This is a genomic window from Paenibacillus sp. FSL R10-2199 (genome assembly GCF_038000235.1).
GTDB classification, from domain to species: domain Bacteria; phylum Bacillota; class Bacilli; order Paenibacillales; family Paenibacillaceae; genus Paenibacillus_AQ; species Paenibacillus_AQ phytohabitans.
This window is the reverse complement of sequence record NZ_JBBOBO010000001.1, coordinates 5,665,772-5,683,090: the sequence shown is the minus strand read 5'-3', so window position 1 is coordinate 5,683,090 and position 17,319 is coordinate 5,665,772. Positions and strand designations below refer to the sequence as shown.

The following is a 17,319-nucleotide window of genomic DNA, read 5'->3' as shown; positions in this document are numbered from 1 at the left end:
GTATGTACTATTGTTCACAACTTAATTTGTAGAGTGGAAAAGGAGGCTTGCCTTTGCTGCATATAACCGTACTTGTTCCGTTTCTGCTGGCCCTAATGATAGCGCTTCTACGCGGGCGGATGGCCTGGCTCCACCGGGGTTGGCTTGTACTTGCCGGACCGCTGGCGTTGTTCATTTATTTCTTGACCCGGATTCCTGTCATTAAGGGAGGGGACTCCGGATATGAGACTGTATCCTGGATTCCGTCCCTTGGCATTAATCTGGTATTTCATCTGGATGGATTAAGTTTGCTGTTTGCATTGTTAATTACGGGAATGGGGATGCTGGTCATCTTCTACTCGATTTATTATCTGGACAAACGCAAAGAAGAACTGACCCCGTTTTATGTATATCTCCTAATCTTTATGGGCGCGATGCTCGGGGTGGTAATGTCCGATAACCTGATGGTTCTGTACGGCTTCTGGGAGCTGACAAGTGTATCCTCCTTCCTCCTGATTGCCTATTGGCACCGTAGACAGAAGTCACGCTACGGCGCACTGAAGTCGATGCTGATCACGGTCTTCGGCGGTCTGGCAATGTTCGCCGGCTTCCTGATGCTGTATGGCATGACAGGGACCTTCAGTATCCGTGAAATCTGGAGCCAGGCCGGGGACATCAGCGGACAAACGCTGTTCATACCGTCGATGATCCTGATTCTGCTGGGGGCTTTCACCAAATCGGCCCAGTTTCCGTTTCATATCTGGCTGCCGGATGCGATGGAAGCACCGACCCCGGTCAGCGCATATCTGCACTCGGCAACGATGGTCAAAGCAGGACTGTATCTGGTCGCGCGTTTCAGCCCGGTGTTTGCGGGGCAACATGAGTGGTTTTGGATTGTGTCGGGCGTCGGCCTGATCACCTTGATCTATGGATCGATCCAGGCGATGAAGCAGACGGACCTGAAGGCTCTGTTAGCCTATTCTACAATCAGCCAGCTGGGACTGATTATGGGATTACTGGGAATGGGATCGGCAGCTTCATTCTATACGGGTGAAGAGGCTGTGTTCTTTACCGCCGCAACAACGGCTGCCCTTTTTCATTTGATTAATCATGCCATATTCAAGGGTTCGCTGTTCATGGTGGTCGGGATTGTCGACCATGAGACGAACACCCGTGATCTGCGCAAGCTGGGGGGACTGGTGTCGCTGATGCCGGTGACCTTCACGGTAGCACTGATCGGCAGCTTCTCCATGGCAGGGCTCCCGCCGTTTGCGGGATTCCTGAGTAAGGAAATGTTCTTCACGGCTGTACTGAATATCAGACAGCTGGATATCCTCAGCCCGCAATCCTTCTTCACGATCTTTCCGGTGCTGGCCTGGATTGCAAGCATATTTACCTTTGCATACAGCATGATTATGGTTTTCCATACCTTTTTCGGCAAATACCAGCCTGAGAAGCTGGATAAGGAGCCGCATGAAGCGCCGTTTGGGCTGCTGCTTCCTCCTGTTCTCCTGGCGCTGCTGGCCGTTATCACCGGACTGTTTCCGAACATCCTGTCCAAGACACTGATTGTACCGGGAATAAATGCTATTCATCCGCAGCTGGCGGCAAGCTCGCCTTTTTATGTGAACATCTATTTCTGGCATGGCTTCACAGCTGAAGTGTGGATGACTCTGGGTGTGATCCTGCTGGGAATTGTCGTATACCGTGTGTATGGCCGGTTAAGTCTGGTTGATAAGGAATGGCGCAGCGGGTATACGCTGAATCAGGTCTACGACGGCAGTATCCGGCTGGTGGAGCGGATATCCCGTTCGGTAACAGGGCTATATATGACGGGCTCCATGCGCCATTATCTGATGTATATTTTCACCTTGATTATTGTTATAGTTGGCGGTTCATTGCTGTACGCAGACGGAATAACGTTTGGCCAAGGGCAGTATGCTCCGGTCACCTTCTTTGAAGTCGTGGCAGTGCTGGTCCTGCTGACAGGTGCGCTCGCGATACCATTCGCCAGGTCCAGGATTGCGGCAATTCTGTTAACGGGAATGGTAGGGTATATGGTGACATTGCTCTTCATCCTGTTCCGTGCACCTGATCTGGCGCTTACGCAGATGATCGTCGAAGTCGTGTCGGTGACGCTGTTCCTGCTCTGCTTCCGGCATATGCCCAGACTGAAGCGGGAGAAGGTCAAATTCCGGGTGAAAATCCCGAAGCTGATTATCGCCGTAGGATTCGGGGCAACGATGACACTTGTCGCACTGGCAGCGCTTGGGAGCAGTCCGTTCGAGTCCATCTCAAGCTACTACGTGGAGAACAGCTATACCCTCGGCGGCGGCAAAAATATAGTCAACGTGCTGCTGGTGGATTTCCGCGGCTTTGATACCATGTTTGAGATTACGGTGCTTGGTCTGGCCTCGCTGGCTATCTATTCAATGATTAAGCTGCAGCTTGAACCGGGTAGTAAGCCTGATCTGGTCAGAGATGTGCCGGACGATAACAAGCCGCGTTATGCGCGCAGTAACGATGTGCTGCTGCAGTCTGTGGCCAAAGTGGCCTTCGTGATTATTATTACCTTCTCGCTGTATTTGTTCTTTGCCGGTCATAACCATCCGGGCGGCGGATTTATCGGCGCATTGATGGCTGCAGCCGGGCTCGTGCTGCTCTCGATTGCGTTCGGTACAGAGTTTGTAGAGAAGGTGCTGCCTGTCGATTACCGTAAGTTAATTGCGGCCGGAATTTCTATAGCTTTTCTCACAGGGATAGGTTCCTTTGTATTCGATGTTCCGTTCCTGACCCAGACCTTCGGCTATTTCGAGCTGCCGGTGATGGGCAAGACTGAACTTACTACAGCAACACTGTTCGATCTGGGCGTATACCTGTCAGTGATCGGTGTTACCATGAATATCATCTTTACGATCGGGAGGGATAACTGATGGAGATCCTTATTGCCCTGGCGATCGGCGTCTTGTTTACCGTAGGTGTATATCTGGTCTTATCCAAAAGCCTGCTCCGCATCCTTCTGGGGACAACACTGCTGACTCACGGTGTTCATCTGCTGCTGCTGACCATGGCGGGACTTAAGACTGGCGCTTCACCGCTGCTTGGCGAGAAAGCGGACAGTTATGTCGATCCGCTGCCGCAGGCGCTTATCCTTACTTCGATTGTAATCAGCTTTGGGGTATCCGCGTTCTTCATCGTGCTGGCTTACCGGGCATACCGCTCGGCAGGCATGGATGATGTGGAAGGAAGCAAGGGGGAGAGACCATGAACAATCTGCTGGTACTGCCTTTGCTGATTCCGGCCTTTACGGCGGTCATCCTGATATTTCTGAAGGAAAGAATTAACCTGCAGCGTATAATCAGTGCAATCAGTGTATTTGTCAATATTGCTGTTGCGATAATTATTGTGTGTCAGGTGAATACAAACGGGATTCAAACGCTGTACATGGGAGGGTGGCTGCCGCCCTACGGCATCGTCTTTGTTGCTGATATGTTTGCGGCATTGCTGGTATTAACCACGGCGGTTGTAGGCGCGGCCTGCCTGTTCTTTTCCTTCGCAAGCATTGGGGAACAGCGGGAGCGGTTCTACTACTATACCTTCTTCCACTTCCTGCTGACCGGTGTGTTCGGCTCCTTCCTTACGGGAGACCTGTTTAACCTGTTCGTATGCTTCGAGGTATTGCTGGTTGCCTCCTATGCGATGATTGTACTGGGCGGAACCCGGGTTCAGCTGCGGGAGACACTGAAATATATTCTTGTCAATGTGATCTCCTCCAGCTTGTTCGTAGCGGCAATTGCTTATCTGTACGCTGCGACAGGTACGCTTAACATGGCGCATCTGGCGGTCCGTGTAGCGGAGGCGGGGCAGGGCGGTGTCATGAATGTAATTGCTGTACTGCTGCTGCTGGTCTTCTCGCTCAAAGCCGGTCTGCTGCTGTTCTTCTGGCTGCCGGATTCATACAGTGCTCCTCCCCTGGCTGTAAGGGCGCTGTTCGGTGCCTTATTGACCAAAGTTGGTCTGTATGCCATCACACGTACATTCTCCCTGATTTTTGTTCATGATCCGGGGCTGACACATACGCTGATCGGCTGGATGGCCGGGGCAACAATGATTCTTGGAGCTGTCGGCGCGCTGGCTTACAATGATCTGAGCCGGATTTTTAATTACAATATTGTGATTAGCGTAGGCTTTATTGCCTTTGGCATATCGGTGGCAACCCAGGATTCATTAAACGGGGTAGTGTTCTATCTGATGCACGACATGATTGCCAAGGCGCTGCTGTTCTTCCTGGGCGGTATGATTATTGCAGCGTCAGGAACGGAGCAGCTACGGCAAATGGGCGGCCTGATCCGCCGGTATCCATGGACGGGCTGGATGTTTTTCATCCTGACTCTGGCGCTGGTGGGCGTTCCGCCGCTTAGCGGTTTCGCGGGGAAAGTGATGATGGTCCGCAGCGGCTTCGGGGAGCAGCACGTCGCTCTTGCACTTATTGCACTGGCGTCAAGTTTCGTTGTGCTCTATTCGCTGATCAAAGTGTTCCAGGAAGTGTTCTGGGGTGGTGAACGAAGCGAGGAAGAAGTCCACCCGCTGCGCTACAAAGCAATGATGGCACCGGCTGCCATGCTGTTTGTCCTCATCATCCTGATGGGGGTCGGCGCCGAAATGGTGAACGGGCTTGTGGCCCAAGCCGGGGCCGTGCTGGCTGATCCGGCAGAGTACATTAACGCTGTGTACATTAACGCTGTCATGAAGGAGTAGATGAAGATGGCCTTTCAAATATTATTAAATCTCATGATAGCGTTCTTGTGGATGTTCCTGAATAATGACTGGACGGCCTCCGGCTTCATTGTCGGGTATGTGCTGGGTATTGCCGTTCTTCTGGCTATGCGGCGTTTCTTCGACGGGCGGCTGTATCTGGGCAAGGTATGGGCTATTGTGAAGCTGGCTGGCCTGCTGCTGCGGGAACTGGTTGTATCCAGCTATATCGTGGTCAAGGCGGTGCTTCGGCCGAACCTCAACATCCGCCCGGCCATCCTAATGTACCACACTGAGCTGGAGTCGGACTGGGAGGTTGCCGTGCTGATTACACTGCTCTGCTTGACTCCGGGGTCCGTGGTGCTGGAAGTATCCAAAGATAACCGGACGTTATACATTCATGCGATGGATATACAGGATGTGGAACAGTTCGGCGCGAATATCCGCAATACGTTCGAACGAGCGATTCTGGAGGTGACCCGTTCATGATTCATTTTATACTCATGCTGTCGCTTTCGATCATGGTCATTTCGATTGCAATTTGCGCCTGGAGGCTGGTCAAAGGACCCTCGCTGCCTGACCGGGTCGCAGCACTCGATACAATCGGAATCAACCTGCTGGCGATGGTGGCGGTTCTCTCGATCCTGTTCAAGACTGAGGCCTTCATTGAATACATTCTGCTGATCGGCATTCTCTCTTTCATCGGAACTATGGCGCTGGCCAGATATATCGAAAGGGGAGTGGTGTTTGAATATGGAAATGATCAAGACGGCCGTTGAATTGCTGTTCGTATTGCTTATCCTGACAGGTGCACTCCTCAGTGCTGTCAGCTCTGTGGGGCTGATCCGTCTGCCGGATGTCTACTTAAGATCACATGCTGCTGCCAAAAGCGCTACGCTTGGTGTATTGTGTGTGCTCAGCGGGGCGTTTCTCTACTTTGCTTTTTTTCTCGATTACGTCAGTGCAAAGCTGCTGCTGGGGATTGTCTTCGTATTTATGACTTCACCGTTGTCAGCCCACCTGACCGGCCGGGCGGCCTACCGCTCCGGTGTTCCGCTGTGGAACCGCCGTATCCAGGATGACCTCAAAGAGGTGCTGGAGAAGGAACGGATCAAGTCGGATTCTTCAACGTCATAGCCGTAAGGTGTAAACAGGGATGTCCTCCAGGCCATAAATGGTCTGAGGGACATCCCTGCCCTGGTTTATTGTGAAAGCTGCTGCGGAGAATTGTGATTCTGTGCAGTCCGTCTGCGGTACAGATGCAGCAGTGCGTATGAGAGGACGAACGCAGCTGTAACCAGCCATAGAGGGATTCGCGGATCGAGCTTGTACGCCCAGCCGCCGATGATGCCCGCAGGTGCAGTGAACAGCAGGATCAGCACGGACAGTGTGGAAAAGACTTTGGCCCGTTTATCGTCATCGATGGCGTTCTGTACGGCAGCCTCCAGATAAGGTGAACTGATCATCAGTCCCACGGCTGCCAGTATGGTGCTGAGTCCGATCCACAAGAGGCTGGACGAAGGATATAACACCAGCATAGCATTGGACAGCGCAGATAGTCCGAAGCCGGCCATCATGGAGCGGTTGGCGCTCTGGTCCGGGATTTTGGGCATAAGAAGCCATAAGGTCAGCAGCATGATTATAGAGGAGACTGCGGGAAACAGGGAGAGGATACCGCTATCCATATGCAGATAATCAGCCAGGTACAGTGACAGATAGGTGCTCTTCAGCGTGGCCTGGAAATTGAACAGGATGTATACGCCGAAGATCAGCAGCAGATTGCGTTCCACCCACAGCTCACGGAATGCTCCGCCATATTCGACCATAATTTCCCGCAGTCCAAGTTCACGTGTTTCCTGACGTTTCCTTATTCCGGCTTCGGTTTCACGGGTCGTTAGCTGACGGCCGACGAACTGGAAGGTCATGAACAGAAACGCGAGCACATACATCATCCGCATCCCCTGAATCATGCCGTACTGGTGTACAAGCAGACCGCCCAGCGGTGCAAACAGCCCTCCGATGACACCGATAATCTGCAGCAGCGTGAAGACATACGTCCGGTCAGAGGGCCGGGTGTCCTCGACAATCAGGCAGTAAAAGGCAATATGCGGGACACGCTGGAAGCCGTTTATGACCGCAGCAGCTACAAAAAACCACAGATTGTGTGAAAACGCCCATAATAGAGTTGCCAGGCTCCAGCTAAGCAGGTCAAAGTATAAAATAGCCCGCTTGCGTCCCAGACGGTCCGTCAAATATCCGCTGATTAATGAAGAGAATACCTGTACGATCAGTCCGATCGTGGTAATCCAGCCGATGTTCAGCTCCGACAGTCCCAGCTCGTACATATAAAGCGTGGCATAGGTGGAGAACATGCTGTAGGGAATCAGGAAAAAAGGTTCAAAGGTTAAGCAGCCCCGGCTGTTTCCCTGCAGCCGCGGAAATAAAGGTTTGGCCATGATTAAATCCTCCAGGGTTGTCTGTAAAGTAAGGAAAGGTCCAAACCATTAAATGATAATTACAGGACAATGTCAACAACAAAACACAGCTTAGTTGCAGTAGTGCCTGAAGTTACTGTAGACTGGTTAGAAAAGATTTTGTGCTCGGGATGAAATTTACATAAGGTGGTTAACATGTATATCCTTATCGGAATCGTATTTATCATTGTATATGCCTTAATTGTATTCTACATCGGCTGGAGCGGCTGGGGCTGGATCAAGCCGGTAGTGTCTGGTAGGTTCCAGCTATTCTATATCCTTGCGCTTGTTTTTCTGGCCAGCTCGCTGATCCTGTCCAGAGTGGTCGCAGGATCGGCCATTTTAAGTGTTATCGGCAGCTACTGGCTGGCATTGTTCAGCTTATTGATTATGCTGCTGCCGCTTGTTCATCTATCGGTCTGGTTAACGAAGCTGAGCAGGCTGCCGCGTCATGCCGTTCAGAAGTGGTCGGGGATTCTTACTATGCTGCTGCTGGCCGGTCTGCTTGGATTCGGGAGCTTCAACGCTTACAGTCCGGTTGTCCGTTCGTATGACATACAGATCGACAAGGCAGGTCCGGCGCAAGGTGAACTTCATATTGTGATGGCCTCTGATATGCATTTTGGCTATTTGTCGGGTAAAAGCCATGCGCTGCGGATGGTAAAGGAGATCAATGCGCTGAAGCCGGATATTGTCTTATTCCCCGGTGATATTGTAGATGATGATATTGTGCAGTATAAGGACAAGGGCATCGGTGCGATTTTAGCGGAGATTGAAGCGCCGCTCGGCGTGTATGCTTCTCTGGGCAATCATGACCGCTTCAAAGGCGGGACGGAGGAGATCATCAGTCTTCTGGAGGAGAGCGGGATTCAGGTCCTCTATGATGAAGCCATTGAGGTGGGAGACTGGCTGACGCTGATCGGGCGGAAGGATTATAGTGATAAGGATAGAGCGGAGCTGTCTGTTCTGATGGAGAATATAGATGGCTCGAAGCCGGTAGTTATGCTGGAGCATCAACCGGTCGGCTTCGACACAGCAGAGGAGCAGGGAATTGATCTGATGGTATCCGGTCATACCCACCGCGGGCAGATTGCGCCTGCCAATATATTGACTGACAGATTGTTTGAGAATGACTGGGGATATCTGCAGAAAGGGCAGCTCCATTCCATAGTATCTTCCGGATATGGATTCTGGGGTCCGCCGATCCGTATCGGATCGCGGTCGGAGGTAGTGTCCATTCATGTGAATTTTAATCATTCAGAGCGATAGTGCAAGAAGGGTCCATCCGGATATTCGGATGGACTCTTCTTGTTATAAGCCAATCTGATGGATACTTACCGGAGGAATTTCAGTCCGCTATGCTCAAGATAACGTTCATTCCGTAACAAAAAAGGCTCCAGAATAATGAACAGAATCATAGCTGAAATTCCTTTGGTTCATACAACCGGGTTAAGGCCTGCATATGCTGATCGTTCATGGGAGCTACTCTCGAAAAATAAGGCAGCTGCCATTTCTGCGCAGCAGAAGCCTGCTTATTAGTCACGGTATCCCAGTCCGGATACACGCGCATTGCCATTTTTCCTGGTGTATCCTTGTCCGCCAGCACCCCGTGCATTCTCAGCAAGTCTTTGGGAAAGACGAACTGTCCACACTCCCCGCTGAAGGGATGGAAGGTATGGATTACCAATATATCGGGAGCGTCCGTATAGGCAAATGCCCGGTTTTTGCGCTCCGCATCCTTTTCCCAGAAGACGACAAACTGCCCTGTCTTCGTTGGGGTGATTTTTGCAACACGAAACCGAACGGACCGGGTATTCAGCTGGAACCGCCCTGCGCCGTATTCGGCATTCTGCGGTTCTTCCCGCACTGAATCAACAGTGAAGCGGGCCGGTGCATAAAATGTATCAGTTATATAAGCTAACGTATTATAAAAGTTATTCATGAGATGCCTTCTTCCTGAGTGGTTATCATGCTGTCTCCAAATTAAGATAATACCAGTCCATCCCGCATAAATGTAAGCTGTTTGTAATGTTATGGAGGATGATATTTGTTAGAATGGGGGAACTGCAGGAATTTACTCGACTAAAGGAGAGGTTTAATTGTTAAGAAAAGGATTTACCGTTATGTTCTCAATACTATTGCTATTATCCGGCAGTATCACGGCATTTGCTGCCGGGAAAGGCAGCGGGGGAGCAGAGGGAGTAACCCCATCAGGCATTCCGCTGACCGGTTTGGAAGCTTTTGTCGACGATTATGTAAAAGAGTACATAGGACAACAATCCGTAGGTGCGTCTGTTGTTATGGTAAAGGATGGCCGGGTGGTACTGTCCAAGGGTTACGGATACGCTGACTTGGAGCAGCAGATCCCTGTTTCAAAGGATACGGTAATGGAATGGGGCTCAATCAGCAAGCTTACCGTATGGACTTCCGTAATGCAGCTGGTTGAGCAAGGAAAGCTCGATCTGAATGAAGATATCCGCAAGCTTTTGCCGGACAATTTCCTGACCAGACTGAAATATGATGATCCCATAACGATGCTTCATCTGATGAACCACAATGCCGGATTCGAGGAGTATATGTTCGACATGGCTTATCAGTCCCCTGAGGAAGTACGTTCTTTGGAAGAGGGGCTGCTGCTGGCCCAGCCGGCACAGATTTACAGACCGGGTGAGGTTGTAGCCTACTCTAACTACGGCAACTCACTGGCTGCCTTCATTGTAGAGAGAATCAGCGGCCAGCCTTATCATGAATACGTTCAGCAGCATATTTTTGATCCCCTCGGGATGAAGGATTCAATTGCCTATTCTGTTGTAGAGGACCGTCCGGAGCTGTTGAAGCATAAAGCTAAAGGTTATTTCTTCGAGGGAGAAGGGACCTTTACGCAAGGATCATGGAATTATATGTCCATGTACCCTAACGGAGGCAATAACGGCACTGCAGAGGACCTGGCTAAGTTTGCGGTGGCGTTCATGCCTGCAGCCGGAGAAGCCTCCCCTCTGTTTGAGAAGCCGGAGACACTGGGCACGATGCTGACTCAGAGTTATACATCAGCTGAAGGAATGCCGGGTATTGCCCATGGGTTCTGGGAATATCCCGGAATGAAGCGTACGCTTGGACATGGCGGAAATACGATTGCATTTGCCACCAATCTTCAGATTGTGCCTGAAGACCGGTTCGCGATTATAATTATGACCAATCAGGCCAGCGAATCCAATATTGTACATGGTCTGACCAAAGCAATACTGGGCATGCGTGAGCAGGCAGATGCCGTTGATCTGCCGGATTCGTCAGAGATTCAAGGCGAGTTCATGGCTGCGCGGCGCCCCGGACACGGCTTCATGAATCTATTCCCCTATCTTACGCTGATGAAGCTTGAGCCGCAGGGGGAAGATCAACTCGGGGTATCACTTGCCGGGATGACCGGAAGCTATAAACAGGTTCAGCCCTATCTCTATGAGAAAGTAAGCGGAGACTCGGCGCTGGATGCCTGGCCAATGCTGCATGCCACAGTCAGTGAGGGTAAGGTGAAGGCCATCTCGGTATATACGACAGATTATTTGCCGCTGCCTGCTGGTAAGTCAATGCCGGTGCTGCTCATGAATGCCGTGCTTGCGGCACTGGCCATCCTCTATTTCGTTATCGCCCCGTTTGTATTGCTGATACAGGCAATATTGAACAAGCGAAGAGCCGGAACACGCCCTGCACCTCGTGCCGTCAGCCGTATGCTGGCAGCTGGCCTCACCTTGACAGGTACCGGCATTGTGGTGAACAACCTGATTCTGGCCTTGAGGATGCTAAGCAACAATGAACGAGCTTATGCAGAAGTGTATCCGCAGATTTTGGTTAACTATGGTCTGACTGGACTGGCGGTGTTGTTCTTGGCCGCGCTGCTGCTATCCTGGAGGAAGAACCGCTCTGCTTCAACTGCCCGTGGCAAGTGGTCTGCTATTCTTCCTATAGTCATGATGGCTGTTCTGGTGGGGTTGCTTGTATTCTGGAAGTTCTACAGTTAAGCAGGGGGATTACACTGTAAATTACGCCTGACGAATTGAATTTTCCTAAGCTGATTTCCAATTGTTCGTCATTACTGAATACATCGCCAAGTGCAGTATACGCACCGGCGATGTATTTTTGTGTGTTCCTGATTAATCAGCTGCGCTGCAATAATTAATATTTAGGCAGCTTGAGTACCGGCCATAATAGCTTCCTCAATACCGGACGAAGCCAATAAGCCAATACAGTCGTTCCGGTCCATGAGCTGCGCTTATTCTGCAGGTATTGATCGTTGATAATATAAGTCCGGGTGGAAGGGGGACTCTTGAGACCGAACTCATCCCATTTTGCCGGATCATTCGAGCCATTGAGTCTTTTAAGCATATTTGCTGTTTCATGGTCTATTTTAGCGGGGATCTGTTCGTAGGCCTGGGAAATTTGCATATGAAATTCATCGATCGGACTGCGGCTGGCCAGGCTCTCCAGGTGGATGCTTTCACGAAGGTAAGAGACGTATGCCAGATGATCCGCCCAGAACGCGTCGATATAAAAAAGCCGTACCCGCTGCTCCGCAGGGCTCATCGGTTTCGTGCCATGCAGAATTCCGAGCCGCTCCGCGTATAGAATCCGCCTCTGATCCTCCACCATATCCGAATAACCGTTCAGTTCCTGGTGGATATCGAAGTTTTGGCTCATAATAACGCGCTGGGTATGCGCGATTTTGCTGCGGAGCAACGGATCATCAAGAGCCTCATCCTGCCGGGGAACGCGAACCGCTTTATCGAATCCGAACCGCAGCATCAGCTCGTCCTCTAAGCTTACGTAGAATACGGAAGCTCCCGGGTCGCCTTGGCGGCCGGAACGCCCGCGCAGCTGGTCGTCGATCCGTACGCTTTCATTCACATGAGTGCCAATCACGTACAACCCGCCCAGCTTGGTTACTACCTCTGTCTGCGCGGGGTCACCTCCACCGAGCCGGATGTCCACGCCCCGTCCCGCCATATTCGTAGACACCGTGACGGCGCCGAATGCTCCGGCTTTGGCGATGATCCCGGCTTCTTCTGCATCGTTTTTTGCATTCAGAACCTGACAGGGTACACCCGCAGCCGCTAATGCCTCCGCCAGCATATCAGACTCCTGGACACTGGACGTTCCAATGAGAATAGGACGTCCCGCCTTATGAACGGACGAAATTTCTTGTACAAGCGCTTTAAATTTGGCTTCTTTATGGGTAAAAATCATGTGCGGATGGTCGATCCGTATGTTTGTCCGGTTCGGAGGAATTTGCACGACCTGCAGCATATAAACCGCTTTGAATTCCATTGCGGAAGCGTGCGCGGTCGCCGTCATTCCGCAAATTCCCGGATACAGGCTAATGAAATGCTGGAGGGTAATTGTGCCGAGAATTCTCCCTCCAACGCTCCACTGCAGCCCTTCTTTGACCGCAAGCGCGGCTTGCAGCCCGTCCGGTAAATACCTGTTCTCGGCCACGCGGCCGGTATATTCCTCGATCTGCTCGATTCTACCGTCCCGGACGATATAATCAATGTCTTTGTTTAATAACGATTCCACATGCAGCGCGCAATTTAATGAGGTTAACAAGTGAGAATTATGGCTATCGTACAAATTACCGCATCCCAGCAGGGATTCCGCTTTCGCGGCGCCGGCTTCATTCAAGTAAACATTCCGCTGGAACTCATCGAAGTCGTAATGCTCCGCAGGCTGTAGCTGCTGGGCCACTTCTGCGAACAGAAAGCCGTCACTGATGGAAGAGTCCGACTCCCCGCTGATGACCAGCGGCACCCGCGCTTCGTCAAGAAGCAGCGAATCTGCTTCATCGACGATGACATAGTGGAACGGACGATGTACGGTATCGGCTTCGCTTAGTGCGATCGTGTCGCGCAAGTAATCGAAGCCAGCCTCTTTGGCCGTAACGTAGGTTATATCGGCGGCGTATGCTTCCCGTTTCCGGGACAGGCTCATGCCAGCCTGCACCGGCTGAACCGTTAATCCGAGGAAACGATACACCGGACCCATCCACCCGGCATCGCGTTTGGCCAAATAATCGTTAAAGGTCAGCACATGAACCCCTTCGCCGGTCAGTGCATTTAGATATGCAGGCATAACCGCAGATAGTGTTTTTCCTTCACCGGTATGCTGCTCGATTAAGAATCTCTTATGCAGTGCGATCGCAGCCATGATCTGGACATCGTAGGGCTGTAGTCCGAGCGTTCTTTTCGCTGCCTCACAGACAAGCGCATAAGCATCAACAAGCAGCTCGTCCAATGGCGTACCTGACCGTGCTTCTTTTTGCAGCCGGTGGGATTCCGCTTGAAGCTGGCCATCCTCCCATGCTTGCAGATTCCGGCTCCTGATGAGCTCCGTTTGGTCCTGATAGATCTTCAGCTTACTCCGGTTATCGTAGTCTTTGAATCGATGCATCAGCTTGACGGCTATATTCATAGGAATATGATCTCCCCTCGGTAGTAGAATGAAGTCCAATCGCTCCACAACATGGAATGCTTTGCCGGGCTTCAAGCTCATAAACTTCGTATTACTACGTAAAAGCCTGCCCAAAGTTTCTATTTATTTCCTCCCGGGCAAAATTGCCCGAAAGACGCGGTCTTACATACAAAAGCAGCAGTAACCTCCGGTCTACGGGGCTGCTGCTGCTTTTTCATAGGGTGCAATTGTCCTAAATAGTGGTATGCAGATAACAGATAGGTTTCTAGTAAAAGGGGGTCTGTGCTAACCGGAGTTCATGGGCTGTTGTCAAATTATACGAAAGCGCATTGTGGCGCAACTCCAGGTACAGCTCGGCCTTCGTGGCGTTGATATAGGGCTGGACAAATAAGACGCCGATTCCGAGTGCCAGCAGGCCCAGTAGAATCCACCCTATGAAGCTCAAATCAAGCACAAACATGCTGAATTTATGACCGCGTGTCATTTGCTTGCTTAATTCTACTGCGCGGTTATACCCGATGTGCGGATTGTCCGCAAGGATGTAAGGCACCTGGCTGTATGCATAGGATTTTACAATGCCAGGAATGATCAGCAGCAGGAACCATAAGAAATTCAAAAAACCTCTCCAGAGCATAGTTAGAACTATAGCCCAATACCGGTCCCTGTTAAACGCATACCCGACATTGCCCATCCGGACTTCTCCCTCGGCAGATCGTTTGAAGTAACGCAGTGAACCTACAGTAAGGGGGGAGGCGATCAGAATATAAAACGCTATTCCAATTACTGCGAAGATGCCAATTAGTAAAAATGCGAATGCAAGAAAAGATCCTAACACGCTCCAATCTAATTCCACACCGGAGCTGGAAATTTTAGAACGTGCCGATGATCCCCAGTTCCGATCAAAGCTTGGAATACCTGAGCCTTCTCCGAGCAAAACCAGCAGTAAACTTACTACAAAAGCCTTCCAATACGAGGTGCGGAGGACATTCTTAGCCCTTCCCTTTATTTCTTTACGATCCCACATCAAAAAACCTCTTTCCTTTTGCATTTTGTTCTTCGTCTTACAATTGATACCATAGATTATGTCATTAGACAATCAATTAATTACTATAACCTTTGACTGAATACTGAAGATTGCAGGGAGGATGCGAATAACCGAATACAAAGTGCGGCTACGAAGATGGATTTCTCCTCTAATTGGCTAGAAAGTAACAAAAGCCCGTGCCAGGCACGGGCTCTTCATGGTAACTATTCGCCAGCGGTTATACCGGAGCAGGGTTGAACGCTCAGCATGCATAAGTCACCAAAATAAAGGGGAAATTAGAAATCAAATTTAACAGTGAAGCGGAGGCATTTTGTAGTGGTAATTGTCATATTCCTCATACTCGCATGGTTCTCTATTGGGGTCATGGCCAGTCTGCCCAATAAACTGCCGCTGGCAGCCAACTTCCTTTTGGTTATGGTCATTGAAATTTTACTTACTAATAAATTGACCCTCTTATCTTTCAATTTTAAGCTGTTCGAAATAAATACAAGCAGTATCCCCCACTTTCTATCCATGATTCTGCAAAATGATATCACTGTCACTTTCATTCTCCTGACCTATGTGAATGTGTTTCTAACTGCCTCCAAAGCCAGCACGCGCTGGGGAATATCTGCCTATGGGTTTCTGTTCCAAATGTTCATTGGAGTAATGCTTCGCTGGTACTCCGTACTTACTTATACCGGATGGAATTTCTTAATGGAGGCGGTGATGATCATTGCTTTAATGAGCTGTACTTTGCTGACGGGGCGTTTCTTTCAACGAATGATTACTAAGGAAGGATGGATTCGGTGATGGAAAAAATCGTTTATGACAATCAATTTAACGGGAATGAGTGGTTTGTCATTGGGATGGCTGTCATTGGTTTGACGGCAGTCTGGTTGCTTCCCCGGCGCTTTTCACCTGCCCAAGCAACCTTTAATCTGCTTATTGGCGTCACTTTTGGACTTATGTTTGACCATGCGATCGCGATCCCGCCGTTTGATCTATATGATGCGGGGGACAACTCAACATACGAGTGGATTGACTTATTCTCTTATTTCATGTATGCGCCGTTTGGATACTTGTTTATTTATGGGTATGAGCGGCTGCGGATGTCCGAAATCATGACGGTTGTATATATTTTCTTTTGGGCGCTGGTGTCTATCGGGTTTGAATGGATGGCCATAAAGGCTGGCGTGTTCCATTACAAGCATGGCTACCACATAAATTACTCGTTCCCCATTTACTTATTCCTGATGAGTATTCATCTAAGCTTGTACCGGATGGCATTCTCACGGGTTCGTTGGCAGAGTAAGCGTAGTAAAGAAGTATAAGAAGATTATAAGCGGGGGCAATCCAGATGGAGCAGAAGAAGGAAGCAAAGCGCATCCGCAGATATAACAGCTATATGGCGGTGTTCAATACTAACCAAATTTATTTAAGGAACCCTTGGGTTATCGCATGGTGGTCAGCGGCTTTTCCAGGTTTTGGTCATCTGAATCTCGGGCTTTATTTGAAGGGGTTTATGCTGATTATTTGGGAAATCGTCATAAATAACGGTGCCGGGATCAATAAAGCGATGGTCTATTCCTTTAACGGAAGGTTTGATGTTGCCAAAGACGTACTGAACCCGAGGTGGGTGCTACTTTATATTCCAGTCTATATCTATTGCATATGGGACAGCTATCACAAAACAATCGATCTGAACAAGCATTTCCTGTTAGCCCAAAATGAGAATTCACCCGTCACAGTTTTCAATATGAAGGGTGTGAGCCTGAATATGCTGGATAAACGGCAGCCACAGTATGCTCTGGTATGGTCCTTATTATTTCCGGGATTGGGTCATCTCTATTTACATAAATTAATGAGCGGTTCATTTCTCTTCGTGAGTTGTATTGTTATTGGTTACTATTCACATCTCGTTGAAGCCTGTATCTATACCATTAACGGTTCCTTTGAATTAGCACGGGCTGTACTAGATCCGGAATGGTTCTGTTACTATCCGTCGATGTTTTGTTTTGCAGCTTATGAAGCTTACATAATAGCGGTTGAGCAAAATAAATTATTCGAGCTAGAGCAGTTTCAATTTCTCCGGGAAAATGTACAGCCACGGAGCTTTGAGCTGCTTGGCTCGAAAGGAAATGAGGAAACTTAATTGCATGTACTCTCTTGTTTTGAGTCTTCTGTGTATCTGGAATTGGTAATTCTGGCTTTAGAGCAGAATGGTTTCGGTAAAGAAAACATTGCTGCTGTTCCAATGGAACCAACAACCCAAAGAACGAAGCTGTCCGATTCCATTCATCGGGCCGAGGGAATTGCCGCAATTGATCCAGCAGCAATCCTGGGCACCATCTTTGCGGTCCTGGGCGCCTCTTTCGGATTTGAATTAAGGTGGGGACCCGTTCTTTGGGGGCTTATCGGACTAGCGGCAGGAGTGTTCACCGGTTGGATCCTCTTCCTTATAGCCGGAAATAGAGTGAAGAATAGGCCGCCTGGTACAAATGCATTAGTCATGTTGATTATTCATTGCGAAGAAGCAGAGTCAATTAAGGCGATCCATATTTTGAAGCAGTTCTCTGCGATAAACATTGGAAATTTAAACTAGGAATTTCTTGAAAGGATGGAGGGGAA

Annotated in this window: 16 protein-coding genes; 12 read left to right on the top strand and 4 right to left on the bottom strand. The window is 49.8% G+C overall.

Annotated elements, in window-relative coordinates; translation table 11 throughout:
* Positions 1-47: 47 nt before the first annotated feature.
* The 6 genes from NYE33_RS24905 to mnhG are packed head-to-tail and all read left to right on the top strand — an operon-like array spanning position 48 to position 5,871.
* Positions 48-2,912: a Na+/H+ antiporter subunit A gene (locus NYE33_RS24905; RefSeq protein WP_341068049.1), complete on the top strand. Its 2,865-nt coding sequence runs from the start codon at positions 48-50 to the stop codon at positions 2,910-2,912.
* Positions 2,912-3,247 (top strand): Na(+)/H(+) antiporter subunit C, encoded by a 336-nt coding sequence (locus tag NYE33_RS24900; RefSeq protein WP_039306114.1) that lies wholly within the window; start codon positions 2,912-2,914, stop codon positions 3,245-3,247. Before NYE33_RS24905 ends, NYE33_RS24900 begins: the two co-directional genes overlap by 1 nt.
* A complete protein-coding gene (locus NYE33_RS24895; protein WP_341068047.1) occupies positions 3,244-4,737 on the top strand; it encodes a Na+/H+ antiporter subunit D in 1,494 nt (497 codons plus the stop codon). Before NYE33_RS24900 ends, NYE33_RS24895 begins: the two co-directional genes overlap by 4 nt.
* A gap of 6 nt (positions 4,738-4,743) precedes the next feature.
* The gene (locus tag NYE33_RS24890) at positions 4,744-5,223 is read left to right on the top strand and encodes a Na+/H+ antiporter subunit E (protein WP_341068044.1); all 480 of its coding nucleotides are present in this window, start codon (positions 4,744-4,746) and stop codon (positions 5,221-5,223) included.
* Complete coding sequence (locus NYE33_RS24885; RefSeq protein WP_039306104.1) at positions 5,220-5,513, top strand: Na(+)/H(+) antiporter subunit F1; 294 nt, start codon at positions 5,220-5,222, stop codon at positions 5,511-5,513. Before NYE33_RS24890 ends, NYE33_RS24885 begins: the two co-directional genes overlap by 4 nt.
* Positions 5,488-5,871, top strand: coding sequence for a monovalent cation/H(+) antiporter subunit G (gene mnhG, locus NYE33_RS24880; protein ID WP_039306101.1), 384 nt, complete (start codon positions 5,488-5,490; stop codon positions 5,869-5,871). The genes NYE33_RS24885 and mnhG overlap by 26 nt, the downstream gene beginning before the upstream one ends.
* 65 nt (positions 5,872-5,936) lie before the next feature.
* Here the strand turns inward: mnhG and NYE33_RS24875 are convergent, their stop codons facing one another.
* Positions 5,937-7,190, bottom strand: a complete 1,254-nt coding sequence (locus tag NYE33_RS24875) for an MFS transporter (protein ID WP_042236056.1) — start codon at positions 7,188-7,190, stop codon at positions 5,937-5,939.
* A gap of 174 nt (positions 7,191-7,364) precedes the next feature.
* Here NYE33_RS24875 and NYE33_RS24870 point away from each other — a divergent pair, with 174 nt between their 5' ends.
* Entirely contained in the window at positions 7,365-8,477 is a 1,113-nt protein-coding gene (locus NYE33_RS24870; protein WP_341068041.1) for a metallophosphoesterase, read from the top strand.
* A 145-nt stretch (positions 8,478-8,622) separates the two neighbouring features.
* Here the strand turns inward: NYE33_RS24870 and NYE33_RS24865 are convergent, their stop codons facing one another.
* Complete coding sequence (locus NYE33_RS24865) at positions 8,623-9,150, bottom strand: MepB family protein (protein ID WP_042136863.1); 528 nt, start codon at positions 9,148-9,150, stop codon at positions 8,623-8,625.
* A gap of 157 nt (positions 9,151-9,307) precedes the next feature.
* On the opposite strand from NYE33_RS24865, the gene NYE33_RS24860 reads away from it, so the two are divergent.
* Positions 9,308-11,221 (top strand): serine hydrolase domain-containing protein, encoded by a 1,914-nt coding sequence (locus tag NYE33_RS24860; protein ID WP_144026101.1) that lies wholly within the window; start codon positions 9,308-9,310, stop codon positions 11,219-11,221.
* Between the two features lie 154 nt (positions 11,222-11,375).
* Here the strand turns inward: NYE33_RS24860 and NYE33_RS24855 are convergent, their stop codons facing one another.
* Both NYE33_RS24855 and NYE33_RS24850 read right to left on the bottom strand, forming a co-directional pair.
* Positions 11,376-13,664, bottom strand: a complete 2,289-nt coding sequence (locus NYE33_RS24855) for a preprotein translocase subunit SecA (protein ID WP_341068038.1) — start codon at positions 13,662-13,664, stop codon at positions 11,376-11,378.
* 265 nt (positions 13,665-13,929) lie between these two features.
* Positions 13,930-14,712 (bottom strand): DUF975 family protein, encoded by a 783-nt coding sequence (locus NYE33_RS24850; RefSeq protein WP_197074366.1) that lies wholly within the window; start codon positions 14,710-14,712, stop codon positions 13,930-13,932.
* 312 nt (positions 14,713-15,024) lie between these two features.
* Between NYE33_RS24850 and NYE33_RS24845 the strand changes: the two genes are divergently transcribed.
* The 4 genes from NYE33_RS24845 to NYE33_RS24830 are packed head-to-tail and all read left to right on the top strand — an operon-like array spanning position 15,025 to position 17,293.
* Entirely contained in the window at positions 15,025-15,501 is a 477-nt protein-coding gene (locus NYE33_RS24845) for a hypothetical protein (RefSeq protein ID WP_341068036.1), read from the top strand.
* Complete coding sequence (locus NYE33_RS24840; protein ID WP_341068034.1) at positions 15,501-16,022, top strand: hypothetical protein; 522 nt, start codon at positions 15,501-15,503, stop codon at positions 16,020-16,022. Before NYE33_RS24845 ends, NYE33_RS24840 begins: the two co-directional genes overlap by 1 nt.
* Positions 16,023-16,048: 26 nt before the next feature.
* A complete protein-coding gene (locus NYE33_RS24835) occupies positions 16,049-16,843 on the top strand; it encodes a hypothetical protein (RefSeq protein ID WP_341068031.1) in 795 nt (264 codons plus the stop codon).
* Between the two features lie 30 nt (positions 16,844-16,873).
* Complete coding sequence (locus NYE33_RS24830; RefSeq protein WP_341068028.1) at positions 16,874-17,293, top strand: hypothetical protein; 420 nt, start codon at positions 16,874-16,876, stop codon at positions 17,291-17,293.
* Positions 17,294-17,319 lie beyond the last annotated feature (26 nt).